The sequence below is a fragment of the Actinomadura kijaniata genome (assembly GCF_014138665.1).
Lineage (GTDB): Bacteria > Actinomycetota > Actinomycetes > Streptosporangiales > Streptosporangiaceae > Spirillospora > Spirillospora kijaniata.
In genome coordinates this window covers 81,966-108,772 of record NZ_JACJIA010000010.1, presented here as the reverse complement: position 1 = coordinate 108,772, position 26,807 = coordinate 81,966, and the positions used below count along the sequence as shown (strand labels likewise).

Genomic DNA, 26,807 nt, shown 5'->3' with positions numbered 1-26,807 from the left:
AGCGCTGTGGGCCAGCGCTGTGGGCCAGCGCTGTGGGCCAGCGCTGTGGGCCAGCGCTGTGGGCCAGCGCTGTGGGCCAGCGCTGTGGGCCAGCGCTGTGGGCCAGCGCCGTGGGCCAGCGCCGTGGGCCAGCGCCGTGGGCCAGCGCTGTGGGCCAGCGCTGTGGGCCAGGCTTGGAAATACGGTCTAACGCCCACGCCAGCGCGGTACCGGGCCACCGCCGCGGTGACGTGACTCACGTGCCGGCTTTGGTGGCGGTGATCCCGCCGCTCCGGGGCGAGCCGGGCGCACGGGCGCAAGCCGTCGGTGATGTATGTCGACCGGCGCTGTGACCACGACACGTCTCGGTGTCGGTTGTGGGTCGGCGGGATCAGGCCGCAGATCGCCCGGTGGGCGGCGTTAACGCAGGGAACCGCCCGAGTGCTAGAGCGGCCCCGATCTGGTGGCGGTGGACGCCTCCAGCGCTGTTCGGACGAACGCCAGGCCCTTCGCGGAGACGCCGGCCGTACGCCACAGCAGCGCGTACTCAAGGGGATCGGCGTCCTTGATCGGGATGTAGACCAGGTGGGGGCGGGGGTAGTAGCGGGTGCCCTGGGCGGCGGCGATGGTGACGCCCTCGCCGGCGGCGACGATCGCCAGCAACTCCTGCCAGTACCGGGTGGTCGCCAGGTGGCGGATGGGTCTGCCGCTCGGGGTCCGATCCGGGATCAGCCGGGCCTTGAAACAGTCATCCATGCCGTCGATGACCAGCACCGTCTCGTCGGTCAGGTCCTCCAGCGAGACCGCCGCGCGGTCGGCCAGGCGGTGGGTGCCGGACACCGCGAGAACGAGCGGGTCACGGACCAGGACCGGGCCGACGGTCACATCGGGCTCGTCCACGGGCACCTCGATGAGCTGGAGATCGAGTTCGCCCTTGCGCAGGAGGCCGAAACGGTCCGACAGGTGGACCTCACGGATCTGCACCTCGCACCTGGGGTGATCCTTGCGGAACGCCTCGATGATGGTCATCAGCTGCTCGCTGGCCAGCGGGCTGGAGAACCCCACGCGCAGGACGCCGCCGGTGCCGCGTGCGGTGTCGGACGCCCTGGCCAGGGCCTCGACGACGCCGTGGTGGTGCGGTTCGAGATCGTCCAGCAGTTGCCGCCCGAGCGGGGTCAGCGTCACCTGGCGGCTGGTGCGCTCGAACAGCGGGCCCCCGACGCGCCGTTCCAGCGCCTTGGTCATCTGGCTCACCCGAGCCCGCGACACGTGCAGCCGCTCGGCCGCCCGGCCGAAGTGCAGCTCCTCGGCCAGCGTCAAGAACGTCTCCAGCTCCTGCCAGTTCATCAGCACCCTTCTTCGGTAAGAGGACCTTACCGAAGGGTGAGAACTTCACTGTTGTTCCCGGTCGTCCCTCGAATTCACACTGTTCTCCGGCAGAAGACCGCAGGAGCGACGAAAAGGAGGTGAAGCCCGATGACCAGGCAGCGGATCGAACTGGCCGCCGTGTCGCCGCGCTCCGTCGGCCTGGTGTCCGAGTTGGAGGAGGTCCTCCGGCGCGAAGGGCTGACCGATGACCGGTTGAGAGAACTGGCGCGGATCCGTGTGGCCCAGCTCAACGGCTGCGCGTACTTCCTGGCCCAGCGGATCAGGGAGGCGCTGCACCTGGGTGAGAAGCAGGAGCGGCTCAACGAGCTGGCGGGCTGGCGCGACTCGGAGCGGTTCACCGAGTCGGAGCGGGCGGCGCTGGCCCTCACCGAGGTCATGACCCGGCTTCCGGCCGGCGGAGTGCCGGACGACGAGTACGGCGAGGCCGAACGGCTGCTCGGCCCCTACAACCTCGCCAATCTGATCATGGCGGTCTCCGTCGCGAACGCGCTGGACCGCATGTGCCTGGCCGCGAGGGTCCCCCCTCGGCCCTAGGCACCATCCCCTTCGGGCATCACAGCCCCCCACGACACGACCACCGCGGAACCCGCGTGGTGGCTTCGTGCTGCCCCGACGTGCCGTCGGCACCCCGCCGGACGTCGGGAACGACAGCCCGTCCAAGGAAAGGAAACGAGGACTCCCATGTCCCAGACACGCCCTGACCGGCGTACGACGCAGGAAGCCGCCCCCGACCGGCGGAGATGGCTGGCGCTCACCCTGCTGGTGGCGTCGTTCTTCATGGTCATCGTCGACTCGCAGATCGTCATGCTGGCGCTGCCCTCGATCGAGCAGGAGCTCGGCTTCGCGCCCGGCGGCGTCCAGTGGGTGATGAGCGCCTACCTGCTGAGCTTCGGCGGCCTGCTCATGTTCGGCGGCCGCACCGCCGACCTGCTCGGCGGCCGCAGGATGTTCCTGTTCGGCACCGCCCTGTTCGGCGTCGCCTCGGTGCTGTGCGGGCTGGCCTGGACCGACACCGTGCTGGTCGCGGCCCGGGTCGTGCAGGGCGTGGCCGCCGCGGTGATGACCCCGACCGCGATGGCGGTGCTGATGCACACCTTCGCCGAGGGACCCGAACGCAACAAGGCCCTGGGGATCTGGACGGGCGTCGGCGCGTTCGGCGCCACCGCCGCGCTGCTCATCGGCGGTCCGATCACCGACGGCCTCGGCTGGGAGTGGATCTTCTACATCAACGTCCCGGTCGTCGCCGTGGTGCTGCTGTTCGGCCCGCGCCTGCTCAAGCAGACCCCCGTCCGGGAGGGGCGCCGCCGGTTCGACCCCGCCGGCGCGGTGACCGTCACCGCCGCCATCGCCATGCTGGTCTACGCCGTCTCCGAGGCCCCGCTGGTCGGCTGGGGCAGCGGCCAGACGATCGGCCTGCTGGTCGCCGCCGTCGTCCTGTTCGTGGTCTTCACCGTGATCGAGCATCGGTCGCAGGCGCCGCTGGTCCCGCTGCGGATCTTCCGTTCGCCCACCGTGGTCGGCGGCAACGTCCTGATGCTGATCGTCGCGATGGCCGTGTACGGCGGGGCTCTGATCACCTCCCTCTACGCCCAGCAGGTCCTCGGCTACAGCGCCGTGAGGTTCGGGCTCAGCACCGCGGTCTACGCCGTCATGTCGATCATCGGCGCCAACGTGAGCGCCCGGCTGGTCGCCAGGGTCGGCTACAAGCCGATCGCGATCGTCGGCATGTCGCTGCTGTTCGGGGGACTGCTGCTGCTGACCCGGATCGACCCGGACGGCGGATACTGGAGCGACCTGTTCTTCGGCCTGGTGGTCTTCGGCTCCGGCATCGGCAGCACCAACGTCGCGGCCTCCATCGCGTCGCTGACGGGCGCCAAGGCCGAGGAGTCCGGCCTGGTGTCGGGCATCAACAACGCGGTCTTCCAGATCGGCGCGGCGCTCGGCATCGCGATCGCCTCCTCGGTCGCCTTCGCCTACACCACGGGCACGAGCCCCGAGGCGCTGAACGACGGCTTCCAGGCCGGGTTCGCCGCCACCGCGGTCTTCGCGCTGGCGGGCCTGGCCACGGCGCTGCTCCTGCTGCTCAACCGTGATTCCGGCCGTCCCGCCGGGCCGGCCGACCCGGCCGGCGACGAGGAGGCGGCCAAGCCCGTGCTGGTCGGCCACTGACGGCAGGCCACCAGAGGGAACGGTCCCGCCCGGCACGCCGGGCGGGACCGTTCCGCCGTCGGAGGCCGCGGTGTGGTGAGCCGGGTGGGGTCAGGGGATCAGCAGGCGCCAGGCTCTGGGGACCACGGTCCAGGTGCGGCTGGTCACCGGTTCGGAGACCTCGCCGTCGGTGTTGACGCGGAACGGCTCCCCGCTCACCGACACCTCCTTGGCGATCGTGCGCACGACGTCGTCGCGGCGCAGGTGCCGTCCGGAACGCAGGTGCAGGGCGTAGCCGACGCGGGCCAGCGGTCCGGTGGCCGCGGAGACCACCAGGTCGAGGCGGCCGTCGCTCGGGGAGGCGCCCGGCGCGAGATCGGCGTTGCCCCCGGCGATGCCGGAGGAGTTGCCGAGCGCGACCATCAGCACCGTGCCGTCGGTGACCAGGTCGCCGTCGGCCTCCACGCGCAGCCGCCAGCCGGTGTGCCGCAGCCCCGCCAGCAGGCTGCCCAGCGGGAACGCGGCCGTTTTGAACAGCGGTTTGAAGCGCGTCGCGGCCTCGGCGGCCTCGGCGCCGATACCGACGTGCGCGGCGTTCACCACGACGCCGCCGGCGTCGTCCACGAAGAGGTCGAGGGCGCGTGGCCGCCCCTCCCCGGCGACCAGCCGGGCGGCGGCCGTCGCCTCCAGCGGGATGCCCAGGTTGCGGGCCAGGTCGTTGCCGGTGCCCAGGGGCAGCAGCCCGACCACCCGGCCCTCCAGCTCCCCGCGCCGGTGCAGGGCCTGGACCAGGGTGTGGATGGAGCCGTCGCCGCCGGCCGCCACGACCGTCCCGTCGTCGTGCCGGGCCAGCGCGCGGTCCAGGTCCTCCGGTTCCGAGCAGGCGATACGGGTGACCGGGCCCGCCTCGCGCAGGATCGCCTCGGCCCGGCCGATCGTCTCGGCGTCGGAGGTCCCGGCCCTGGCGTTGGTGATGAGCAGCATCCGCTCGCCTCCTCGCGTCCGGAGCGGTTGTAGCCGCGAATCGGGGCGTGAAACCCCGCTACAGGAAGCGGCGCAGCGGAGTGATCGACATCTCCTTGGCCCGCTGGGCCAGGGACCGCCGCGCCCAGCGCGCGTGGTCGACCCGTTCGCTGCGGCCCAGGTCCTCGTCGAAGTGGGCGTCCAGCGTGGCGGTCAGGTCGTCGTCGATGACGGCGAGCATGACCTCCTCGTCGTGGTCGAGCGAGCGGCGGTTGAAGTTGGTCGAGCCCACCAGCGAGACCATCCGGTCCATCGTGATGATCTTGGCGTGCAGCATCGACGGCTGGAACTGGTGGATGCGGACCCCGCACTCCAGCAGCGTCTCGTAGTGCCGCTGGCTCGCCAGGCGGCTGACCCGCTTGTCGGCGTGCGGGCCCGGCAGCAGGATCTCCACCTCGACGCCGCGGCGGGCGGTCGCGCACAGCAGCTCGGTGAAGTAGTCGTCGGGGGCGAAGTACGCCGAGGCCAGCCGGATCCGGTCGGTCGCGGACTCCAGCACCACGCGGATCAGGGTCTGCATGTCCTGCCAGCCGAAGCTGGCCGAGCCCCGCACCACCTGCACCACCGCGTCGCCGGCCGCCGGCTGGGCGGTGAAGCGGTCCCGGTCGTCGTACAGCTCGTCGTGGCACTCGGCCCAGCTCTGCGCGAACGCGGCGGCGATCCCGTCCACCGCGGGTCCCCGGACCCGTACGTGGGTGTCGCGCCACTCCCGCTCGTCGCGGGCGTCGCCGCACCATTCCTCGGCGATGCCGACGCCCCCGGTGTACGCGGTGTGCTCGTCGACCACCAGGACCTTGCGGTGGCAGCGGTGGTTCTGCTTGAGCGGCGACAGATGGTGCGGCTTGCGGAACCAGGCCACGGTCACCCCGGACTCGCTCATCCGGTTCAGCAGGCGCCCCTCGATCTGCCAGCTGCCGATGGCGTCCAGCAGCAGCCGCACCCGGAGGCCCGCGCTGGCCCGCTCGCACAGCGCCTCGGCGAACTCCTCGGCGATGGCGCCGCGCCAGTAGACGTACGTCATCATGTCGACCGTCTGCCGCGCGGACCGGATCGACTCCAGCATCGCCGGGAAGATCTCGTCTCCGTTGCGCAGCGCCACCAGCTCGTTGCCCTCGGTCGCCGCGATCCCGATCAGCCGCTCCAGGCGGCGGCGGATCTGGTGGCGCCGGTCCCCCCGCTCCTCATCGGGGCCGGACTCCTGGGAGGACGGGATCGAACGCGTGCTCACCGAGGACGCTCCTTCCGACGGGGACGACGACGCGGGGACATACCCAAAAATCCGGTGATCCCTAGAAGTCTCCGCAAAATGCGCTCGTAGCGTGATGTTCGTGGTGCGTCGGGGGTGGTGTGGGGACGGTGCGCAAGGGCGGGCGACCTTAAGGCCTCGGATCCGGGATGAGGTGACGGCAGCGCCTCAGCGCCGCCACTCGTAGACGCCCGGCGATGATCTGAGGACCTCACTCGGCCACTTCTCCCTCACCTGCGCGAGCAATCTCCGTTGCGCGTCGATCCAGCCCTCCGGGAGATCCAGGGGAAGCACCACCCGGACGCATGAGGCACCCGGATCCTCCACATGGACGACGGGCGTCCCGTGCTCCTCGTCGTGCGGCCGGATCCTGATCTCAGGGCTGTGGTCGTCGTCCCTCCAGCAGGCGTCCCGGCCGGCGGCCAGCAGATCCAGGGCACGCGACCAGCTCTCCAGGTCGGCCGGCCACAGGGACATGGCCAGCCGGCCGCTGACGAAGCCGCTCGTGACCAGGACCTCCGCGTCGAGCACGTCGTGAAGGGACGGCACGCCGGGCGACCGGCGCCCGAGCACGCGCACCCGGAAGCCGTTGTCGCCGTCCGAAAGGTTGATCAGTTCCACTGTGCGCCCTCTGCTCGCAGGCCGATCCGCGTCTCGGGCGCAACCATAGTGGCGAGCCTCGGCCGTCGGATTCCAGCCGTTCCCGGTCCGGGGGCGGCGGGTTCTCAAGGCCGGCGGATGAGGCGGGCGGCGGCCCAGACCGTGAGCGCGGCGGGAAGCAGCAGGCAGAGGACGCCCGCCCGGGTCTCCCCCGCCAGCAGCAGCACCGCGGCGGGCACTCCGGACCACAGGGCGATGAGCAGGTGGCCCAGCAGGGCGGATCCGAACGTCGCGGAGGCGGTGTGTTCCGTGTTGTCCATGAGGCGGCTCCAGGGTCGGTCGCTCCGACCTTTGGGCCGGACCCGGGAAACGGACAAGGCCCGCCAGATGAACGGTTCGCGTCCTCGCCCCGGGGACGCGTTTTCCGGCGGTCCCACCCGGTGCGGCCGGACCATCCCGCGGGTCCCGTGATCAGCGGGTTCGCGGCGCCGGGCCGCGGTGGGACGGGCCCGCACCGGGCCGCACCGAACCTGCTGGTAACGTTGCAGGTCAAGCGCGTCACGGAGCGAAGTCCGGTGCGAATCCGGCGCTGTCCCGCAACTGTGATGCCGTCCCCTCCCCGGTGACGGACGTAGCCAGGTCGCCTCCCGCGCGCCGACGACTCTCGACCTCGCGGAAGGCCGAACCCGTCACCGGCGGGCCGCGCGCCTTCCCGGCAGCCTTGGAGGCTTCTCGTGCGACCCCTTCGCGCCCTCGGCGCGGCCCTGACGGGCGGCGCCCTGACGCTGGCGGCGGCCTGCGGCGGCGGCTCCGCCGACAGGGACACCTCCGCCCCGGCCCGGACGGTGACCGTCGAGGCCGCCAACGGCGCGGTGGCCATCCCCGCGACGCCCAGGCGCATCGTGTCGCTGTCCCCCACCCACACCGAGACGCTGTTCGCGATCGGCGCGGGCTCGCAGGTCGTCGCGGTCGACGACCAGTCCGACCACCCCGCGCAGGCGCCCCGGACCAAGCTGTCGGGCTTCAAGCCGAACGCCGAGGCGATCATCGGCTACAAGCCGGACCTGGTGGTGCTGTCCAACGACCAGGACGGCATCGTCGCGGCGTTGCAGAAGGTGAAGGTGCCGGTGCTGGTGGAGCCCGCCGCCACCAAGCTCGACGAGGCCTACGACCAGATCCTCGACCTGGGCAGGGCCACCGGGCGGGACGCCGACGCCAAGCGCGTCACCGACGACATGCGCAACCGCATCCAGCAGGAGGTCGCGGCGGCGAAGCCTCCCAGGAGCGGGCGGCTGAGCTACTACCACGAGCTGGACCAGCAGTTCCACACGGTGACGTCCAAGACGTTCATCGGGCAGCTGTACGGGCTGTTCGGGCTGCGCAACATCGCCGACGACGCCGACAAGCAGGGCAGCGGCTACCCGCAGCTGTCCCGGGAGTCGCTGCTCCAGGACGACCCGGACCTGGTCTTCCTGGCCGACACCCAGTGCTGCCAGCAGTCGCCGGAGACGGTCGCGAAGCGGCCGGGCTGGAAGGACCTGAAGGCCGTCCGGAACGAGAACGTCGTCGCGCTCGACGACGACGTCGCCTCCCGCTGGGGCCCGCGCCTGCCCGAGTTCGTCAAGGCGATCGGCGGCGCGGTCCGCGAGGCGTCGGAAGGTAAGTGACCCGCACAGCGTGAAGACACAGGTGAGGGCGGCGGCGCGGCTGCGCCCGGCGCAGCTGGCCGTCGCGTCCGCCGTGCTCGCCGCCGCGCTGCTGGCGGGGCTGCTGTCGGGCGCGGCGGACCTGCCGGTCGGCGGGGTGCTGAAGGCCCTGGCCGACCGGCTGCCGCTGGTCGAGGTGGACTCGGGGCTGAGCGCCGTCGAGTGGAACGTGCTGTTCGAGCTGCGCCTGCCCCGGGTCCTGATGGCGGCGCTGGTCGGCGGGCTGCTGGCCGTCGCCGGGGCCGGGTACCAGGGGGTGTTCCGCAACCCGCTCGCCGACCCCTACCTGCTGGGCGCGGCCTCCGGGGCGGGCCTCGGCGCGACGCTCACGATCGCGCTGCTGCCCGGCGACCCCGGGCTGACGGTGCCGCTGGCCGCGTTCGTCGGGGCGCTCGGCGGGGTGGCGCTGGCCTACCTGCTGGGCAACGCCGCCGGGCAGGGCGCGTCGCACTCGGCCACGCTGATGCTGGCCGGGATCGCGGTGTCGTCGTTCCTCGGCGCGATGCAGACGTTCGTGTTGCAGTACCGGTCGGAGGAGCTGCAGCGGATCTACGCGTGGGTGCTGGGCGGCGTCGGGTCGGCCGACTGGCACCAGCTCGCGGTCGTCGCGCCGTACGCGCTGGTGTCCAGCGTGGTCCTGGTCCTGCACGGGCGGCTGCTGGACGTGCTGGCCGTCGGCGACGAGGAGGCCACCGCGCTCGGCCTGTCGGCGGCGCGGATCCGGCTGCTGGTGCTGGCGGCGGCGTCGCTGGCGACCGCGTGCGCGGTGGCGATGAGCGGGCTGATCGGGTTCGTCGGGATCGTGGTGCCGCACGTGGTGCGGCGGCTGGCGGGCGGCTCCTACCGGATCGTGCTGCCGCTGTCGCTGCTGGCCGGCGCGGCGTTCCTGGAGCTGGTCGACCTGGTGGCGCGCCTGGCCGTCGCGCCGGGCGAGCTGCCGCTGGGCGTGGTGACCGCGTTCGTCGGCGGCCCGTTCTTCGTGGTCGTGCTGCGCGCGGCCCGCAGGCAGGTGAGCACGTGACGATCGAGGTCCGCGACCTGGACGTCGCGCTCGACGGCCGCCCGGTGCTGGCGGGCGTGTCGCTGACGGTCCCCGCCGGGTCGTGGACGGCGGTGATCGGCCCCAACGGCGCGGGCAAGTCGACGCTGCTGCGCGCGGTCCTCGGGCTGCTCCCCTGCCGGGGCGGGATCACCGTCGGGGGCGTCGACCCGCGCGCGCTCAAGCCCCGGCACCGCGCCCGCCTGGTCGCCTACGCCCCGCAGGCCCCGAACCTGCCCGCCGGGATGACGGTGTTCGACTACACCCTGCTGGGCCGCTCCCCCTACATCCCCCACCTGGGCCGCGAGAGCGCCCGCGACCGGGCGGTGGTCGCCGAGGTCCTGGAACGCCTCGACCTGGCCGGGCTGGCCGACCGCGAGCTGGACCACCTGTCGGGCGGGGAACGCCAGCGCGTCGTCCTCGCCCGCGCCCTGGCCCAGCAGACCTCGGCGCTGCTGCTCGACGAGCCCACCACCGCCCTGGACATCGGCCACCAGCAGCAGGTGATGGAGCTGATCGACCGGCTGCGCCGGGACGACGGGCTGACGGTCGTCACCACCATCCACGACCTGACGCTGGCCGGGCAGTACGCCGACGACCTGGTGCTGGTCTCCGGCGGCCGGGTCGCGGCGGCGGGCCCGCCGCGGCGGGTCCTCACCCGGGAGACGGTCGCCGAGCACTTCGACGCCCGCGTCCACGTCACCTCCGGTCCGGGCGGCCGCCCGATCCTGTCCCTGGAGCGCCCGTGAACCTGGAGACGGCGCGGCGCGAGGAGGACGGCGCCGTCCTGACCACCACCGTGTGGCGCGCCGGCCCCGGCATGCGGGCGGTCTCGTCGGCGCTGCTCGGCGGCGGCATCGGCCCCGTCGCCTGGGTGATGAACGCGCAGGTCCCCGGCGCGTACTCGCGGACCGACCCGGTCGAGCACCTGCGGGAGATGGCCGCCGGCCTCGGCCTGGCCGGGCCCGGCGTCGGGATGCTGACGGCCGCGTCGGTGGACCGCACCGTCCGCCGCGAGGACGGCGGCGTCGCCGTCGCCGCGACCGTCGGCCTGCGCGTCCCGACCTGGGCCGCCGCCCCCGAGGGCGCCGCCGACCCCGAGCTCGCCCCGATCCGCCTGGACGGCGCGCCGCGTCCCGGAACGGTCAACATCACCGTGCGCGTCCCCGCCGCCCTCACCGACGCGGCCCTGGTCAACGCCGTCGTCACCGCCACCGAGGCCAAGACGCAGGCGCTGCTGGAGGCCGGCTACCCCTGCACCGGGACCGCCTCCGACGCGATCTGCGTGGTCGCGCCCGAGGGCGGGGAGCCCGAGCCGTTCGCCGGTCCGCGTTCGCGGTGGGGCGCGCGGATCGCCCGCGCGGTGCACGCGGCCGTGCACGCGGGGGCGCTGGACTACACCGCCGTGCTGCGCGCCCGCGCCGGGAACGGCCCCGGACGCTGAGCGCCGGCCGCCCGCGGACCCCGGAACGCACCGCGGGCGGCCGGCACGGGCCAGTGCTGTGTGGGGCCTGGCGCACCTCCCTTCCCCGCCCGTTCGGAGGGCGGCTCAGCCGGCGTGCGGAAGCCGGAAGTCGTTGACGGAGTGCAGGCCGGTCGGCGGTTCGAGATCGACGTCGGGGCGCGGGGCGTTCGCCGGGACGCTCCGGGTGAGCAGGTCGACGCTGCGGCGGGCGCGTTCGGCCTCGGCGCGGGCGGCGTCGCGTTCGGCGGTGAGGGCGGCCAGGGCGCCGCGCAGCTCGTCGTTGGCGCGGCCGAGCTGCCAGTTGAGCTGCTCGGCCTCCTGGAGCCGGGCGTGGGTCTGGTCGCGTTCGGCGACCGCGCGGCCCCGCTCGGCCTCGGCCCCCCGCACGGTGGCGCGCAGGTCCTCGGCGGACTGGCGGGCGGCGGCGGCCTCGATGCGCTGCCCCTCGGCGATCGTCTCGCTCTCCGACAGCCGGGCGTGCAGGGTGACCAGTTCGGAGCGGGCGGCCTCCAGCGCGGCCAGCAGCTCGTTCTCGCGTTCGCCGATCCGGTCGCGTTCGGCCTCGGCGGCCATCCGCGCGGCGGTGGCCTGCTCGGCGGCGTCGCGGGCCTCCCGGCGCTCGGCGCGCGCGGTGTCCCGCTCGGCGGCGGCCTCCTCCGCGGCCGCGCGGGCCTCGGCGGCCTCCTGGGCCGCGGCGTCGGCGCGGGCGCGGGCGGCGGCGACCTCCCGCCAGGCGGCCTCGGCCTGCCGCTGGGAGGCGTCGCGCTCCTGCTGGGCGACCGCGACCTCGGCGCTGAGCTCGGCGCGCAGGTCGGCCAGGCGGCGCTCCACCCCGGCGACGCTGAGGTCGGTGGCCAGCGAGGTCGCCAGCCGGTCGGCGACCTCCTCCAGCCGCTCCACCATCTCCCAGGTCAGGGCGACCTGCCCGGTCAGGCCGGGCGCCTGGCGCCCCTGCTCGCGGCGGGCGCGCGCCGCCTGCTCGCAGATCCCTCCGCCGTCCTGGCAGTACCGCACGGTCCGCGCGCCGCGCACCGGCTGGGGGACCGGGCGCCCGCACCCCGCGCACGGCCACATCGCCACCGGATCGCCCGCGCGGGCCGGGTCACCGGCCCGGACCTCCCCCGCCCCCGCCGGATCCGCCGTGGTCACGCCGCGGGGGACGACCCGCCCTTCCTCGTCGACTGGAGCGACCTTCACATCCGCCTGGTCCGTCATGTGCGGTGGTACGCACCGCGCCGCCCGGCCCGTTCAACGCCCCGGCGGCCGATTCCGCCCGCGCAGGTACTCCTCGCGGACCCGGCCGCGGCTGAGCTTGCCCGACGGGGTGCGCGGCAGGGCGTCGCGGAACTCCACCCGCTCGGGGTGCTTCAGCTTCGCCAGCCGGGGCGCGCAGTGCTCCAGCAGGTCGGCGGCGAGCCGGGGGCCGGGGGCGGCCCCGGCGGCGGGCTCGACCAGCGCCACCGGGCGCTGCCCCCACTCGGCGTCGGGAACGCCGATCACCACGACGTCCCCCACGGCCGGGTGCTGGAGCAGCACCGACTCGATCTCGGCCGGGTAGACGTTCACCCCGCCCGAGATGATCAGGTCGGTGCGGCGGTCGCTGAGGTAGAGCCATCCGTCCTCGTCGAGGTATCCCAGGTCGCCGGGGGTGTAGAGGGCGCCGTGCCGGGAGGCGGCGGTCTTGTCGGGGTCGCCGTGGTACGCGAACCCGGCGTGCCCGCCGACGTAGATCAGGCCGGTCTCGCCCGGCGGCAGCTCCCGCCCCTCGGGGTCCAGGATCCTGATCTCGGCGCCGTCCACGGCCCGCCCGACGGTGCCGGGCCGCTCCAGCCACTCGCGCGGCCGGGCGACCACGACCGCGCCGGACTCGGTCGAGCCGTAGTACTCGTAGAGGACCGGGCCCCACCAGTCCATCATCCGCTTCTTGGTCTCGACCGGGATCGGCGCGGCGCTGTGGAACACCTGCCGCAGCGACGACACGTCGTGGCGTCCGCGGACGGCCTCGGGCAGCGCCAGCATCCGGTGGAACATCGTCGGCACCATGAACGTGTTGGTCACCCGGTGCCGCTGGATCAGCGCGAGGGTCTCCTCCGGCTCGAAGCGGGGGCTCACCACCACCGCGTGCCCCAGGTTGAGCGCCGTCATCGCGTGGACGCAGGGCGCGGAGTGGTACAGCGGCCCGACCGCCAGGTGCACCTCGTCGCCGGGCTCCAGCTCCAGGTGCCGGACGAGGGTGGCGCGCAGGACGGCGAACACGACCTCCGGCGGGACCTCCAGGAGGGGGCGCTCGACGCCCTTGGGCCGCCCGGTGGTGCCGGAGGTGTAGAGCATGATCGAGCCCATGCGGCGGTCCGGCGGCGGCGCGTCGTCGGCGCCGTCGCACAGGTCCGCCAGCGCGGTGAACCCCTCGGCCCGGTCGACCGCGATCCGGGCTTCGGTCCCGATCCCCGCCTCGTCGGCGGCGGCCGTCACCGCCCCGGCGAACGCGGCCTCGCCCACCACCGCGCGGGCCCCGGAGTCGGCCAGGACGTAGGCGATCTCGGGGACGGTCAGGTGGCGGTTGACCGGCACCAGGTACAGGCCGGTCTGCATCGCGGCGAACAGCACGGTCAGGAACTCGCGCCGGTTGCCGAGCACGGTCGCGACCGCGTCGCCCTCGCGCAGCCCGAGCGAGCGCAGCGCGGACGACAGCCGGTTCGCCTCGGCGTGCAGTTCCCCGAACGTCACCGTCCCGCCGGGGTCGAGCACCGCCGGACGGGCGGGATCGTTCCGTGCGATCTCGTAGAAACCGTTGCCCTCGACGCCCACGCGCTGCTCCTCGCACCCGGCGGTTCCCTCTCCCCATGGGACATGCCCCGCGACGCACCGGCAACCCGTCGCGCGGGCCGGAAACCGTCCGGCCCCGGACAGGGGAACGCCCTGCCCGAAACACGGCTGATACGTATGATGAACCTTGATCCGGGGGGATGGGCGGGACGACCTGTAGCGGCGATAGGGCGTGCATGACCGGTCCGGACGAGGACGGATCCGAGAGACGGCGGCGGGAGCCGGGCCCCCGGCCCGGTCCCGTCCGGCAGTGGGCCGAGCGGTTCGCCCTGCTGCTGTTCATCGAGATCTCCGTCGCCGTGGTCGTCACGGTGCTGGGCCGGCTGATCGACCGGCCGTTCCTGCGGCACATCGCGCTGCCGCTGCTGGGCGTCGTGCTGGTCTCCGGCGCGCTGGTGGCGGCGTACGTGCTGCTGCGGCGCCGGCACGAGCTGCCCGACCGGGTCGCGGCGGCGCTGCGCTGGGCCGGTGACGCGCTGGCGTGGGTGTTCGGTGGCGCGGCGGTGACGGGCCTGGTCCTGCTGCTGGTGCTGGGCGGGCGGATCGTGTACGCGACGTTCCGGCCCTGCGATCCGGCGCTGGGGCTGCGCGTGACGACCACGCCCGAGCTGCTGGCGGCGGTGCGGGACGCGGCCGACGCGTTCTCCGCCGACCGTCGCGACAACGGCTGCCGCCGCCACACCTTCAGCGTCACCGCCGAGCCCGGCGTGGTGCCGCTGGCCGAGGGGTTCCGGCAGGGGTGGCGGCGGACCGCGCCGACCGGCGCGGCCGGCGGCGACGTCAGCGAACGCCTCCTCGGCCCGCAGCCCGACGTCTGGATCCCCTCCTCCACCGCCGAGCTCGCCTACGTGCGGGGGCAGCAGACCGGGAGCGTGCGGCTGGAGGACACCGGCTCGGTCGGCCGCACCCCCATGGTGCTGGGCCTGTTCGCCCGGGAGCGCCAGGCCGCCGCCACCCCCGCCGGCCCGGTGTACGAGCGGACCTCCGACCTGCTGCGGACGCTGGAGCGCAACGGGCTGCCGCTGCGCGGCGTCGTGCGCCCCGTCCCCGAGACCTCCGCCGCCGCCCTGGCCGTCACGCCCGCGCTGCACGCCGCCGACCCGACCGAGTACGACGAGACCGACGGGCTGCTGGCCGCCGTGCCGGACGGGCTGCTGGCCACCGACGCGGTGTCGCTGCTGTGCCGGTTCCGGATGATGGCCGACCCGCGCAGGACCCCGCCCGAGGGCGTCGCCGTCGCGGTGCCCGAACAGGCCCTCGCCGACTACGGCACCGGCCGTCCGCTCGGCGAGGGCTGCTCCGGCGGCCCCCTGCCGGAGAACTGGCGGCTCTACCCGCACTACGCGGCCGACCTGCCGATGCTGGACCACCCGTTCGTGCACGTGCGGTGGCCCGGCGAGGACACCCTCGCGCGGTCCGAGGCGGTCACCGACTTCCGCGCGTGGCTGCGCGACCACCCGCTGGCGCTGCGGGGGCTGCGCGACGGCGGCGGTACGGCGCCGCCCGCCGACGCCGCGCACCCGCTGTCGGAGCTGCGGCGCGCGCTGGGCGGCGCGGTGCCGGTCCACGCCCGGGGCACGCCGGTCAGCGAGGTGACGACGGCGCTGCAGCTGGTCGGGGCGACGCGGGTGAAGGTGTCGGTGTCGCTGCTGGTGGACGTGTCGGGGTCGATGGGCGGTGGCACCGGCGGGAGCGGCGGCGGGTCGCGGCTGGCACGCGCCGGGGCGTTCGCGCAGGCGCTGGTGGCGCAGCTGCACCGGACCGACAGCGTGGGGCTCCAGGTGTTCTCCCGGCCCGCGCCGGCCACGCCGCGCGTCCCGTCGCAGCTGGCCGAGGACCCGCACCGGAACCTGGTGACCGGGCGCGTCCAGGCGCTGGCCGTCGAGGGCGGCGACCTGCCGCTGGCCGACGCGCTCGGCCAGGCCGAGGTCGCGCCCGCGCGCACCGACATCGTCCTGGTCACCGACGGTCAGAACCCCGGCGGCAACCCCGGCGCGGGCGACCGGGCCGAGCGGGTCGCCGCGCGGTTCCGCGACGCCCGCGGCACCGCGCGCCTGACCGTGGCGCTGACCGGCCCGGTCCGCTGCGGCGACGCCCCGGTGCGGGAGGTCGTGGCGGCGTTCGGCGACGCCGGCTCGTGCGTGGAGGTGACCGGCGCGCCCGTGCAGGACCAGGCCGCCGCCGTGCTGTCGGCGCTGCGCAAGGCGAGGGGGCCGCGATGACCGGGCATGATCCGAGGCACCCGCGCCGCCGGCCGAACCGCCGGCTGTGCGCGGCGGTCGGCGCGGTGCTGATGCTCGTCGCGGCCGGCGCGGTGATCTACTACCCGCGGTACTCCTACGAGGAGCTGCCCGGCCGGTGCGACCGGAACACCCTGGTCGTGGCGGGCGGCACCGACGTCAGCCTCAACAACCAGCGCCGCGCGCTGATCCGCCGGTGGAACGCCGACAATCCGCGCACCCCGGCCGTCCTCCAGGAGATCGACCCGTCCACCGACCTCCAGCACAGCCAGCTCAAGGCGGTCGGGGACTCCGGGAGCTGCGCCTACGACGTGCTGATCCTGGACAACCCCCGCACCGCCGAGTTCGCCGAGAACGACCGGCTGCTCCCCCTGGAGCCGCCCGACGCCGGGGACTTCTTCCCCGCCGCGCTGCGCACCGGCCGCCACGGCGGCGTCCAGTACGCGCTGCCGTTCAACCTGGACGTCGGGCTGCTCTACCACCGCCGCGACCGGCCCCCGCCCGCCACCTGGGCCGACCTGTACCGGACCGGGTTCACCACGCAGCTGCGCGGGGACTACGAGGGCCTGACGGTCAACGCGCTGGAGGCGGTCTGGAACGACGGCGCGGCCGACCGGCTCACCGGCGGCGACCGGCCCGACCGCCGCCGGCTGCGCGACCAGGTCTTCCCGGCGCTGCTCCGGCTCTCCGGGCGCGTCGCCGCCAGCGAGCCCCTGCGGCGGTCGCGGGGCTTCGACGAGCAGGCGAGCATCGCCGCGTTCGCCTCCGGCGGCGTGCCCATGCGCAACTGGCCCTACGCCTACCCGACGCTCGCCACCGAGCCGAGGATGCGCGAGGGCGGCCGCCTCACCTACACGGTGACGGCCCTGCCCGGCCGCACCGTGCTGGGCGGGCAGAACCTCGCGGTCTCGGCGCGGTCGCCGCACCCGGGCGAGGCGACCCGGCTGGTGCACTTCCTGACCTCCCGCGACAGCCAGCGGCTGCTGTTCTCCTGCGGCGGTTTCGCGCCGGTCCGCCACTCGGCGCTGGGGCTGCCGCCCGGCCGCAACGACCCGGCGGCGGTGGCGGTGCCGCCGTGCTCGCGGCTGCCGGGCACCAGCGCCGTCCGCGGCGAACCGGACATCCCCGACCGCGCCCAGCTCGCCGAGCTGGGCCGCGCGGTGCTGGGGGCGCTGGCGCGGGCCCAGCCGCGCCCGCACACGCCGCACTACACGACGTTCACCGAGACGTTCCGGGGCTGCGTCAACGCGATCATGCGGGGGCGGGGCGACGCGGACCGGTTCGCGACCGCCGTCGCCGAGTCCCTGGACGGCCGCGCCGCCTCCTGCTGAACCGCCTCCCGCTGAGCCGCCCCGCGCGGGACCGCCCGGTCAGGCCATGAGGGCGGCGCGGGCCATCGTGTGCAGCAGGTCGGCCATGGCGTCGCGGTCCAGGGCGGCGGCGCTGTGCGGGGTGGAGTTGAGCAGGCCGAAGCAGGCGTGCACGGCGGCGCGCAGCCGGGCCTCGGGGCGGTCGGGGTGCAGCCGGCGCAGCACGCCGACCCACTCCTCGACGTAGGCGCGCTGGAGGCGGCGGATCCGGTGGCGCTGCGGCTCGGGGACGTTGTCGAGCTCGCGCTCGTGCACGGTGATCAGCGCCGGGTCGGCCAGGGCGAACGCGATGTGCCCGCGCAGCAGGGCGTCCAGGGCCCGCAGCGGGTCGGGGTCGGCGGCCCGCCGCTCCCCCGCCGCCCGCAGCCGCTCGCTGATGTCGAGCAGCATCTCCGCCAGGACCGCCTCCTTGCCGCGGAAGTGGCGGTACAGGGCGGGCCCGGTGAGGCCGACGGCCCGGCCGAGGTCGCCGATCGAGGTGCCGTGGAACCCGCGGCGCGCGAACAGCTCGGCCGCCGCGCCGAGGATCTCGGTCCGGCGGGGGTTGACGACGGTCTCCTCGGTCATGGGGCAGAGTGTAGACGTACGTTGTTAATGATGGTTAACATCGGCTTTGTTAACGAGCATTAACTGTCGACGAGGACGGGTGATGAGCGGACCTGAGCTGGGCACGCGCGCCGACCCGGCGAGCGAGGCGTTCAAGGCCAACGCCGCGCACAACGAGGCGCTGGCCGCCGAACTGCGCGACCGCGTGGACCGGGCGGGCCGGGGCGGGCCCGAACGCGCCCGGGAGCGGCACCTGGCGCGCGGCAAGCTGCTGCCCCGCGACCGCGTGGACACCCTGCTGGACCCCGGCTCGCCGTTCCTGGAGCTGTCGCCGCTGGCCGCCGAGGGCATGTACGGCGACGAGGCCCCGGGCGCGGGGATCATCACGGGCGTCGGGCGGGTCTCCGGGCGCGAGTGCGTGGTCGTCGCCAACGACGCCACCGTCAAGGGCGGCACCTACTACCCGATGACGGTCAAGAAGCACCTGCGCGCCCAGGAGGTGGCCCTGCACAACCGGCTGCCGTGCGTGTACCTGGTGGACTCCGGCGGCGCGTTCCTGCCGAGGCAGGACGAGGTGTTCCCCGACCGCGAGCACTTCGGCCGGATCTTCTACAACCAGGCGACCATGTCGGCGCGCGGCATCCCGCAGATCGCCGCCGTGCTCGGCTCCTGCACCGCGGGCGGCGCCTACGTCCCGGCGATGAGCGACGAGGCCGTGATCGTCCGCAACCAGGGAACGATCTTCCTGGGCGGCCCGCCGCTGGTGAAGGCCGCGACCGGCGAGGTCGTCACCGCCGAGGAGCTGGGCGGCGGCGAGCTGCACTCGCGGACCTCCGGCGTCACCGACCACCTGGCCGACAGCGACGAGCACGCGCTGTCGATCGTCCGTGAGATCGTCGCGACGTTCGGCCCGCGCGAGCCCCGCCCCTGGGAGAGCGCCGCGCCCGAGGAGCCCGCGCTGGACCCGCGCGAGCTGTACGGCGTCGTCCCGCCCGACCCGCGCACCCCCTACGACGTGCGCGAGGTCATCGCGCGGATCGTGGACGGCTCGCGGTTCCAGGAGTTCAAGAAGGAGTACGGGACCACGCTGGTCACCGGCTTCGCCCGCATCCACGGCCACCCGGTCGGGATCATCGCCAACAACGGCATCCTGTTCGCCGAGTCGGCGCAGAAGGGCGCGCACTTCATCGAGCTGTGCGACCGGCGCAGCGTCCCGCTGGTGTTCCTGCAGAACATCACCGGGTTCATGGTCGGCCGCGAGTACGAGGCCGGCGGCATCGCCAAGCACGGCGCGAAGATGGTCACCGCCGTGTCGTGCGCCCGCGTCCCGAAGTTCACGGTCGTGATCGGCGGGTCGTTCGGCGCGGGCAACTACGCCATGTGCGGCCGCGCCTACTCGCCCCGCTTCCTGTGGATGTGGCCGAACGCCCGCATCTCGGTGATGGGCGGCGAGCAGGCCGCCAGCGTGCTGGCGACCGTGCGCCGCGACCAGCTCGGCGACTCCTGGTCGGCCGAGGACGAGGAGGCGTTCAAGGACCCGATCCGCGAGCAGTACGAGGCGCAGGGCAACCCGTACTACTCCACGGCCCGGCTGTGGGACGACGGCGTGATCGACCCGGTCGACACCCGCCGCGTGCTGGGCCTCGGCCTGTCGGTGGCCGCCAACGCGCCGCTGGAGCCGGTCGGCTACGGCGTCTTCCGGATGTGAGGGGCGAGATGTTCGAGAGCGTTCTGGTCGCCAACCGCGGTGAGATCGCGGTCCGGGTGTTCCGCACGCTGCGGCGCCTCGGGATCCGGTCGGTCGCGGTGCACAGCGACGCCGACGCGGGCGCGCGGCACGTCCGCGAGGCCGACGAGGCGGTCCGGGTGCCGTCGTACCTGGACATCGACGCGGTGGTGGAGGCCGCGCGGAGCACCGGCGCGCAGGCGGTGCACCCCGGCTACGGGTTCCTGGCGGAGAACACCGCGTTCGCGCGGGCCTGCGCCGAGGCCGGGATCGTGTTCGTCGGCCCGCCCGCCGAGGCGATCGAGGCGATGGGCGACAAGATCCGCGCCAAGCGGACCGTGGCCGCCGCCGGGGTGCCGGTGGTGCCCGGCCGCGACGAGCCGGGCCTGTCGGACGAGGAGCTGGCGGCCGCCGCGCTGGAGGTCGGCCTGCCGGTGCTGCTGAAGCCGTCGGCGGGCGGCGGCGGCAAGGGCATGCGGCTGGTCCGCGACGCCGCCGACCTGCCCGAGGCGATCGCCTCGGCGCGCCGGGAGGCGCGCGGCTCGTTCGGCGACGACACGCTGCTGGCCGAGCGGTTCGTGGCGAACCCCCGGCACATCGAGATCCAGGTGTTCGCCGACGCCCACGGCAACGCCGTCCACCTCGGCGAGCGCGAGTGCAGCCTGCAACGCCGCCACCAGAAGATCGTCGAGGAGGCGCCGTCCCCGCTGCTGGACGAGGAGACCCGGGCGCGGATGGGCGCGAGCGCGGTCGCCGCGGCCAGGGCGGTCGGGTACGTCGGCGCGGGCACCGTGGAGTACATCGTGTCGGCCGACCGGCCGGGCGAGTACTTCTTCATGGAGATGAACACCCGCCTCCAGGTGGAGCACCCGGTCACCGAGAGGGCGGTCACCATCGACGGCCGCCCCGACCCCGACCTGGTGGAGCTGCAACTGCGCGCCGCCGCCGGGGAGCCGCTGCCGTTCACCCAGGAGCAGGTCGCCTTCCGCGGCCACGCCGTCGAGGCCCGCGTCTACGCCGAGGACCCGGCGCGCGGCTTCCTGCCGACCGGCGGCACGGTCCTGTCGCTGACCGAGCCGGACGGCGAGCACGTGCGCGTCGACTCCGGCCTGGACGAGGGCACCGAGGTCGGCGGCTCCTACGACCCGATGCTCGCCAAGGTCATCGTGTGGGGGCCGGACCGGGCGCAGGCGCTGCGCCGCCTCGACCGGGCCCTGGCCGGCTACCGGCTGCTGGGCGTGGCGACGAACGTGGCGTTCCTGCGCTCGCTGACCCGCCACCCGGAGGTGGCCGCCGGGCGGCTGGACACCGGCCTGGTCGAACGCGTCCTGGACGACCTCACCGCCGGGACCGGCACCCCGCCGGAGGTCCTGGCCGCCGCCGCGCTGGAACGCGTGCTGGCGCTGGAGACCCCCGCCCCCGACCCGTGGGAGATCCCCGACGGCTGGCGCCCCGGCGCGCCCGCCTGGACCCCGTGGATCATCACCCCGGCGGGCGGCGACCCCGTCGAGGTGCGGGTCCAGGGGCGCGCCCACGACGCGACCGTCGCGATCGGCGACACGCGGGCGCGGGCGTCGCTGCGGCGCGACGGCGACACGCTGACGCTGGTCCACGAGGGCCGCACGCTGACGTTCGCCGCCGCCCGCGACGGCCACACCCTGTGGCTGGGCCGCGACGGGCACGCCTGGTCGCTGACCGAGCACGTCCGCGCCGAGACCGGCGGCGCGACCGCCGCGACCGGCGACGGCGTGCTGCGCAGCCCGATGCCCGGCACCGTCCTGGCCGTCAAGGTCGCCGAGGGCGAGGCCGTGGCCGAGGGCCAGCCGGTCGTCGTGGTCGAGGCGATGAAGATGGAGCACACCGTCACCGCGCCGGTCGCGGGCGTGGTCAAGCGGCTTCCGGTGCGCGCGGGGGCCCAGGTCGCCCTGGACGCCGTGCTCGCCGTGATCGAGGAGGAGTGATGCGGGTCCCGCTGCCCGGTCTGCCGGACCGGGTCACGATCTACGAGGTCGGGCCGCGCGACGGCCTGCAGAACGAGAAGACGGTCGTCCCCGTCGAGGTGAAGGCCGAGTTCGTGGCCCGGCTCGCCGACGCGGGCCTGACCACGATCGAGACCACCAGCTTCGTGCACCCCAAGTGGGTGCCGCAGCTCGCCGACGCCGAGGAGCTGCTCGGGGCGCTGCCCGCCACGGGCGACCCCCGGCCGGTGCTGGTCCCCAACGAACGCGGCCTGGACCGCGCCCTCGCGCTCGGCGTCCGGGAGATCGCGATCTTCGGGAGCGCCACCGAGACGTTCGCGCGCCGCAACCTCAACCGCACCGTCGACGAGTCCCTGACGATGTTCGCGCCGGTCGTGGAGCGCGCCCGCGCCGAGGGGCTGTGGGTGCGCGCCTACGTGTCGATGGTGTGCGGCGACCCGTGGGAGGGCGACGTGCCGATCCCGCAGGTCGTGTCGGTCGCCAAGCGGATGATGGACATGGGCTGCCAGCAGCTCAGCCTCGGCGACACCATCGGCGTCGGCACGCCCGGCCAGGTCACCGCCCTCATCGGGGCGCTGGGCGAGGCGGGCATCGGGGCCGACCGGCTCGCCGTCCACTTCCACGACACCTACGGGCAGGCGCTGTCGAACACCCTGGCCGCGCTGCGGGCGGGCGTCACCACCGTGGACGCCTCCACCGGCGGCATCGGCGGCTGCCCGTACGCCGAGTCCGCCACCGGCAACCTCGCCACCGAGGACCTGGTGTGGATGCTGGACGGCCTCGGCGTCGACACCGGCGTGGACCTCGGCAAGCTCGTCTCCACCAGCCGCTGGATGGCCGGCCGGCTCGGCCGCCCCTCCCCGTCCCGCGTCGTCCAGGCACTGTCTCCGAAGGAGTGACCCAATGATCGACTTCACGCTCACCGACGAGCAGGAGGAGCTGCGGAGCACGGTCGAGCGGTTCGCCCGCGAGACCGTCGCCCCGGTGATCGGCGACCTGTACGAGCGCGGCGAGTTCCCGTACGACATCGTCGCGGCGATGGGCAAGATGGGGCTGTTCGGCCTGCCGTTCCCCGAGGAGCACGGCGGCATGGGCGGCGACTACTTCACGCTGTGCCTGGCGCTGGAGGAGCTGGCCCGCGTGGACTCCTCGGTCGCCATCACCCTGGAGGCGGGCGTCTCCCTGGGCGCGATGCCGATCTACCGCTTCGGCTCCGACGCCCAGAAGGAGAAGTGGCTGCCGGTCCTGACCTCCGGCGAGAGGCTGGCGGCGTTCGGCCTGACCGAGCCCGGCGGCGGCTCCGACGTGCCCGGCGGGATGCGCACCACCGCCCGGCTCGACGGCGACCAGTGGGTGATCAACGGGTCGAAGGCGTTCATCACCAACTCCGGCACCGACATCACCGCGTTCGTGACGGTCACCGCGTTCACCGGCGACAACGAGATCTCCACGATCATCGTCCCGAACGGCACGCCCGGCTTCACCGTCGGCAGGAAGTACTCCAAGGTCGGCTGGTCGGCGTCCGACACCCGCGAGCTGTCGTTCGACGACGTGCGGGTGCCCGCCGAGAACCTGGTCGGCGAGCGCGGCCGGGGCTACGCCCAGTTCCTGCGGATCCTCGACGAGGGCCGCATCGCCATCGCCGCCCTGTCGGTCGGCCTGGCGCAGGGCTGCGTGGACGAGTGCCTGCGGTACGTGCGCGAGCGCGAGGCGTTCGGCCGGGAGATCGGCCGCTACCAGGCCATCCAGTTCAAGGTCGCCGACATGGAGGTCCGCGCGCACACCGCCCGCCTGGCCTACTACGCGGCGGCGGCGAGGATGCTGGCGGGCGAGCCGTTCAAGAAGGAGGCCGCCATCGCCAAGCTGGTCGCCTCCAACGCCGCGATGGACAACGCCCGCGACGCCACGCAGATCTTCGGCGGCTACGGCTTCATGAACGAGTACGCCGTCGGCCGCTTCTACCGCGACGCCAAGATCCTGGAGGTCGGCGAGGGCACCTCCGAGGTGCAGCGGATGCTGATCGCCCGCGCGCTGGGAATACCCACGCACTGAGCCGCCCCGTCCCGCTTGCGGCCCCTGTCATTCTTTCCGGGAATGGCAGGGGCCAAACCTTTTTCAGCCGGTAGCGGAAGCCGCCACAAAATACCAGGTCACAGCGGCGTGAGAATGAAGGGGCATTGACTGCCGTCCATTTTCAGGAAAGCATGTGAATGCAGTCACAAGGATTTCCGAAAACAGGAAGGGAGACGAATGTCCGCCATTCTCGCCGCCTCCGACCTCGCCGCCGTGAAGGGCAACGTCGGGTCCGTCGCCTACGGCCTGGCCGCCATCGGCCCCGGCATCGGCGTCGGCGTCATCTTCGGCCAGGGCGTGCAGGCGATCGCCCGCCAGCCCGAGCTGACCAACACCATCCGCCAGAACATGCTCCTCGGTTTCGCCCTCACCGAGGCCCTCGCGCTCATCGGCTTCGTGGTGCCGTTCGTGCACCGCTGAACTCTTCGCGACCGTCCGCCAGGCCGTCCGGCAAAGCCGGACGGCCTTTCCCGTCATCCCCGCTGTCAACTTCCGGCCAGCCCTTGTTCTCATGATCGCTCAGCGGCCATTCTGGGAACGCCACCCGCGACCCCCAGGGAGCCCCCTCATGAGCACGCCGTCACACGAAGTCGACTCGTCGGTGCCGCACTCGGCCCGGGTCTGGGACTACTGGCTGGGCGGCAAGGAGAACTACCCGGCCGACCGCGAGATGGGCGACCAGATCGCGCAGGTGATGCCCAGCATCATCGACATGGCCCGGCACGACCGCGGGTTCCTGCGCCGCACCGTGGGCCACATGGTGGAGAAGGAGGGCGTCCGGCAGTTCCTCGACATCGGCACCGGCCTGCCCACCCAGGACAACACCCACGAGGTCGCCCAGCGCGTCGCCCCCGAGTGCAAGGTCGTCTACGTCGACAACGACCCCCTCGTCCTCGCCCACGCGCACGCGCTGCTGACCGGAAGCCCCGAGGGCGTCACCAACTACCTGCACGCCGACCTGAACGATCCCGAGGGCATCCTCGACGGCGCCCGCCGGACCCTCGACCTCACCCGGCCGGTCGCGGTGATGCTGCTGGGCATCGTCCACTTCATCGCCGACCTCGACGAGGCCCGCGCCATCATCGGCACGCTGATGGACGCGTGCCCGCCCGGCAGCTTCCTGGCCGTCTCCCACGCCACCGACGCCGCCGACGGCGAACCGATGCGCAGGGCCGTCGAGGACTGGAACGCGGGCGGCGCCAAGCCCCCGCTGACCCTGCGCTCCCCCGAGCAGATCGCCACCCTCTTCGAGGGCCTGGAGGTCCTGGAGCCGGGTGTGGTCTCCACCTCCCGCTGGCGGCCCGACCCGGACCCGTTCGGCGAGGCCCCGCTCGTCGGCCACTGGTGCGCCCTGGCCCGCAAGCCCTCCTGAGGTCCGCCACCCGTTTCCGCGACGGAGACGGGGGCGTCGTGGCGGTTGAGGCGGCTGCGCCATCGTCGGCCTGCCGCCGGGAACCGACGTGTCCCCGCTCGCCCGCAACCCCAAGCTCACCGCCGTCTACATCGCACCAGGGCAGGAGGTCAGGGGCGCGGAGAGGCTGGGGCGTCGCCTGAGGGTGGAGTGATCCGCGTCAGTCGGGGACGCCGTCCGGGGCCACGTCGCTGGTGCTCGCCGTGCCTCCGACCACCGGCTGGAGGGTGATCTTCCAGGTGCTCCAGCGGATCTGCGTCGCCGTCCGTTCGGTCTTGAAGGCCATCTCGTCGTCGAAGCGCCGGAACGCGCAGTCGCCGCCGAACGCGCGGACCTTCCGGTCCCAGTCGCCGCCGGTCGTGTAGTAGATCGAGTACCTGCCGTCCGGCACGCCCCGCACGGTGAAGTCGTCGCCCTCGCGCACGTACACCGAGGTCGCCGCGCGGCCGCTCCTGGCCAGGGTGATGACCGCGTCGTGGGAGCCGCCGTTGTCGATCGTCAGCGTGCCGCGCCCGCCGCGGTCGCCGGAGCGGATGAACGTGCCGTTGGCGGGCCGGTCGTTCGGCCTGCGGCCCGACGGAAGGCCGAGCGCGGCGTCCCAGCCCGGGACCTTGGGTTCCAGCGCCGCCACGGCCCGGCGCAGCTCCGTCGCGCCGCTCGCCCCGCCGACCTCGGCGCGGGCCACCGATCCCGTGCACACCTTCCGGTCCTCGACCTGGCCCCGGACGCCGCCCAGGTTCCGCTGGAATACCTGGAGCGCCGCCACGAGCCTGCCGTGCTCGGCCGACACCTCCTGCGGCGCGGCCAGCCCGCGCAGCTTCACCACGCCCTGCTCCGCGGCGCGTTCCGCCGCCCGGACCCGGCCCGCCAGCCCCCTGTAGCCCCCGGCCCCGTTCAGTCCCCTGAGCGCCGTGTCCAGCGGGCCGATCGCGCCCGCCAGGGCGGACCCGTACTCCTGGACCGACATCGCCACGACACTCGGGCGTCCGACCTTCTCGGCTTTCGGCGACGCCCCGCCGCCCGGCGACCCCCCGTCGCACCCCGCCAGCACACCGGCGCCGAACATCATCACCGCGGCGCCCGGCGCCGCCCTCCGCCACCCCGCCATGCCCCAAGGATCAGAGCGGGTCGAAGGCGGGTCAACGCGTAATTTTCAACAGAACGCGGATCACTCCCCCTCGGCCAGGAACGCGCGGACGTCGTCGGCGAACCTCTTGTGCATGAGCGTCCCCACGTGGCCCGTCCCCGGGTACACGATGAGCCGCCCGTCCGCCACGCCCTCCGCGGTCCGCCGGAAGTACCCGACGGGGTAGGCGACGTCCCGGTCCCCGCCGACCACCAGCGTGGGCGCGGTGATCTCCGGTAGCCGGTCGCCCAGGTCGAACGCGTCCTCCGCGTGCACGAACGCCACGAAGTCGCCCGGCACCTCCGGCCGGGTGAACGGGTCCATCAGCCACATCACCGGTGTCAGCAGCGCCCGCACCACGGGCGAGGGGCTGGCCAGCCGCGCGTTGACGTGCAGTCCGCGCCGCCCCCGCTCCACGGCGGACGCCCAGTCCAGTTGCGCCTGTTTGGCCACCGGCCCGAGCTTGTACCCGGAGGCCGCGACGACCAGGCGGCGCACGGACCGCGGATGGTCGGCCGCCATCTGCAAGGCCACCGACCCGCCCGACGAGACGCCGAGCACGTCCACCGGTCCGCCGAACCGGTCGGCCAGGGCCTCGGCGTGCTGGGCGGCGATGTCGGCCATCGTCGTGCCCTTCGCCATGCCGGGGCCGCGCCCCACCGCGTACACCCGGAAGCGCGCGGCGAGCGGCCGCACCACCCTCAGTTCCATCGACCGTTCGAACCCGGCCGGGTTCGCGTGGGTCGTCTGCAAGCCCCGCAGCACCACCAGCGTCCGCCCGGCCCCCAGGGCGAAGTACGGCAGGCCGTGCTTCAGCGCGCCCTCCTCGACGTCCATGTACCGATCCTGGCCCGCCCCGCCGCCCAGTGGAAGCCCCCGCAGGACAGTCACTATCGATCACTAACGATCGAAACT

General features: G+C 74.0%; 24 protein-coding genes. 14 read left to right on the top strand and 10 right to left on the bottom strand.

Going from position 1 to position 26,807, the window contains the following annotated elements; all coding sequences use genetic code 11:
* Positions 1–423: 423 nt before the first annotated feature.
* On the bottom strand, positions 424–1,326 hold the full coding sequence (locus HNR61_RS32020; RefSeq protein WP_182846891.1) for a LysR family transcriptional regulator: 903 nt from the start codon (positions 1,324–1,326) through the stop codon (positions 424–426).
* A gap of 129 nt (positions 1,327–1,455) precedes the next feature.
* On the opposite strand from HNR61_RS32020, the gene HNR61_RS32015 reads away from it, so the two are divergent.
* Positions 1,456–1,902 carry a carboxymuconolactone decarboxylase family protein gene (locus HNR61_RS32015; RefSeq protein ID WP_067828855.1) on the top strand — a complete coding sequence of 149 codons (447 nt, stop codon included), beginning with the start codon at positions 1,456–1,458 and terminating at the stop codon, positions 1,900–1,902.
* A gap of 147 nt (positions 1,903–2,049) precedes the next feature.
* A complete protein-coding gene (locus tag HNR61_RS32010; protein WP_182846890.1) occupies positions 2,050–3,537 on the top strand; it encodes an MFS transporter in 1,488 nt (495 codons plus the stop codon).
* 90 nt (positions 3,538–3,627) lie between these two features.
* On the opposite strand, the gene HNR61_RS32005 is transcribed toward HNR61_RS32010, so the two are convergent.
* The 4 genes from HNR61_RS32005 to HNR61_RS31990 all read right to left on the bottom strand — a co-directional run bounded on the left by HNR61_RS32005 (position 3,628) and on the right by HNR61_RS31990 (position 6,705).
* Positions 3,628–4,500, bottom strand: coding sequence for a diacylglycerol/lipid kinase family protein (locus HNR61_RS32005; RefSeq protein WP_182846889.1), 873 nt, complete (start codon positions 4,498–4,500; stop codon positions 3,628–3,630).
* A 58-nt stretch (positions 4,501–4,558) separates the two neighbouring features.
* Positions 4,559–5,767 (bottom strand): phospholipase D-like domain-containing protein, encoded by a 1,209-nt coding sequence (locus HNR61_RS32000; RefSeq protein ID WP_182846888.1) that lies wholly within the window; start codon positions 5,765–5,767, stop codon positions 4,559–4,561.
* A gap of 186 nt (positions 5,768–5,953) precedes the next feature.
* Entirely contained in the window at positions 5,954–6,406 is a 453-nt protein-coding gene (locus HNR61_RS31995; RefSeq protein ID WP_182846887.1) for a DUF5959 family protein, read from the bottom strand.
* A gap of 104 nt (positions 6,407–6,510) precedes the next feature.
* The gene (locus HNR61_RS31990) at positions 6,511–6,705 is read right to left on the bottom strand and encodes a hypothetical protein (RefSeq protein WP_182846886.1); all 195 of its coding nucleotides are present in this window, start codon (positions 6,703–6,705) and stop codon (positions 6,511–6,513) included.
* A gap of 414 nt (positions 6,706–7,119) precedes the next feature.
* On the opposite strand from HNR61_RS31990, the gene HNR61_RS31985 reads away from it, so the two are divergent.
* The 4 genes from HNR61_RS31985 to HNR61_RS31970 are packed head-to-tail and all read left to right on the top strand — an operon-like array spanning position 7,120 to position 10,574.
* A complete protein-coding gene (locus tag HNR61_RS31985; RefSeq protein ID WP_182846885.1) occupies positions 7,120–8,052 on the top strand; it encodes an ABC transporter substrate-binding protein in 933 nt (310 codons plus the stop codon).
* Positions 8,053–8,062: 10 nt separating this feature from the next.
* Positions 8,063–9,112, top strand: coding sequence for a FecCD family ABC transporter permease (locus HNR61_RS31980; protein ID WP_182846884.1), 1,050 nt, complete (start codon positions 8,063–8,065; stop codon positions 9,110–9,112).
* On the top strand, positions 9,109–9,879 hold the full coding sequence (locus HNR61_RS31975; RefSeq protein ID WP_182846883.1) for an ABC transporter ATP-binding protein: 771 nt from the start codon (positions 9,109–9,111) through the stop codon (positions 9,877–9,879). Before HNR61_RS31980 ends, HNR61_RS31975 begins: the two co-directional genes overlap by 4 nt.
* A complete protein-coding gene (locus tag HNR61_RS31970; RefSeq protein ID WP_312898197.1) occupies positions 9,876–10,574 on the top strand; it encodes an adenosylcobinamide amidohydrolase in 699 nt (232 codons plus the stop codon). Before HNR61_RS31975 ends, HNR61_RS31970 begins: the two co-directional genes overlap by 4 nt.
* Positions 10,575–10,679: 105 nt before the next feature.
* Here the strand turns inward: HNR61_RS31970 and HNR61_RS31965 are convergent, their stop codons facing one another.
* Entirely contained in the window at positions 10,680–11,792 is a 1,113-nt protein-coding gene (locus HNR61_RS31965; RefSeq protein WP_182846882.1) for a coiled-coil domain-containing protein, read from the bottom strand.
* A gap of 51 nt (positions 11,793–11,843) precedes the next feature.
* The gene (locus HNR61_RS31960) at positions 11,844–13,403 is read right to left on the bottom strand and encodes an AMP-binding protein (protein ID WP_182846881.1); all 1,560 of its coding nucleotides are present in this window, start codon (positions 13,401–13,403) and stop codon (positions 11,844–11,846) included.
* Positions 13,404–13,597: 194 nt separating this feature from the next.
* Between HNR61_RS31960 and HNR61_RS31955 the strand changes: the two genes are divergently transcribed.
* Positions 13,598–15,643 (top strand): VWA domain-containing protein, encoded by a 2,046-nt coding sequence (locus HNR61_RS31955; protein ID WP_182846880.1) that lies wholly within the window; start codon positions 13,598–13,600, stop codon positions 15,641–15,643.
* Entirely contained in the window at positions 15,640–16,992 is a 1,353-nt protein-coding gene (locus tag HNR61_RS31950; RefSeq protein WP_182846879.1) for an extracellular solute-binding protein, read from the top strand. Before HNR61_RS31955 ends, HNR61_RS31950 begins: the two co-directional genes overlap by 4 nt.
* A gap of 39 nt (positions 16,993–17,031) precedes the next feature.
* On the opposite strand, the gene HNR61_RS31945 is transcribed toward HNR61_RS31950, so the two are convergent.
* Entirely contained in the window at positions 17,032–17,598 is a 567-nt protein-coding gene (locus HNR61_RS31945) for an SACE_7040 family transcriptional regulator (protein WP_182846878.1), read from the bottom strand.
* A gap of 82 nt (positions 17,599–17,680) precedes the next feature.
* On the opposite strand from HNR61_RS31945, the gene HNR61_RS31940 reads away from it, so the two are divergent.
* The 6 genes from HNR61_RS31940 (at position 17,681) to HNR61_RS31915 (ending at position 24,727) form a co-directional block, all read left to right on the top strand.
* Positions 17,681–19,285 (top strand): carboxyl transferase domain-containing protein, encoded by a 1,605-nt coding sequence (locus tag HNR61_RS31940; RefSeq protein ID WP_182846877.1) that lies wholly within the window; start codon positions 17,681–17,683, stop codon positions 19,283–19,285.
* An 8-nt stretch (positions 19,286–19,293) separates the two neighbouring features.
* On the top strand, positions 19,294–21,264 hold the full coding sequence (locus tag HNR61_RS31935; protein ID WP_182846876.1) for an acetyl/propionyl/methylcrotonyl-CoA carboxylase subunit alpha: 1,971 nt from the start codon (positions 19,294–19,296) through the stop codon (positions 21,262–21,264).
* On the top strand, positions 21,264–22,181 hold the full coding sequence (locus HNR61_RS31930; RefSeq protein ID WP_182846875.1) for a hydroxymethylglutaryl-CoA lyase: 918 nt from the start codon (positions 21,264–21,266) through the stop codon (positions 22,179–22,181). Before HNR61_RS31935 ends, HNR61_RS31930 begins: the two co-directional genes overlap by 1 nt.
* A gap of 4 nt (positions 22,182–22,185) precedes the next feature.
* A complete protein-coding gene (locus HNR61_RS31925; protein ID WP_182846874.1) occupies positions 22,186–23,334 on the top strand; it encodes an acyl-CoA dehydrogenase family protein in 1,149 nt (382 codons plus the stop codon).
* Between the two features lie 198 nt (positions 23,335–23,532).
* The gene (atpE, locus tag HNR61_RS31920; RefSeq protein ID WP_182846873.1) at positions 23,533–23,775 is read left to right on the top strand and encodes an ATP synthase F0 subunit C; all 243 of its coding nucleotides are present in this window, start codon (positions 23,533–23,535) and stop codon (positions 23,773–23,775) included.
* Between the two features lie 148 nt (positions 23,776–23,923).
* Positions 23,924–24,727 carry an SAM-dependent methyltransferase gene (locus HNR61_RS31915; protein WP_182846872.1) on the top strand — a complete coding sequence of 268 codons (804 nt, stop codon included), beginning with the start codon at positions 23,924–23,926 and terminating at the stop codon, positions 24,725–24,727.
* Between the two features lie 199 nt (positions 24,728–24,926).
* Here HNR61_RS31915 and HNR61_RS31910 read toward each other — a convergent pair whose 3' ends face one another.
* Both HNR61_RS31910 and HNR61_RS31905 read right to left on the bottom strand, forming a co-directional pair.
* Positions 24,927–25,874 carry a hypothetical protein gene (locus HNR61_RS31910; RefSeq protein ID WP_182846871.1) on the bottom strand — a complete coding sequence of 316 codons (948 nt, stop codon included), beginning with the start codon at positions 25,872–25,874 and terminating at the stop codon, positions 24,927–24,929.
* Positions 25,875–25,934: 60 nt separating this feature from the next.
* Positions 25,935–26,729, bottom strand: coding sequence for an alpha/beta fold hydrolase (locus HNR61_RS31905; RefSeq protein ID WP_182846870.1), 795 nt, complete (start codon positions 26,727–26,729; stop codon positions 25,935–25,937).
* Positions 26,730–26,807 lie beyond the last annotated feature (78 nt).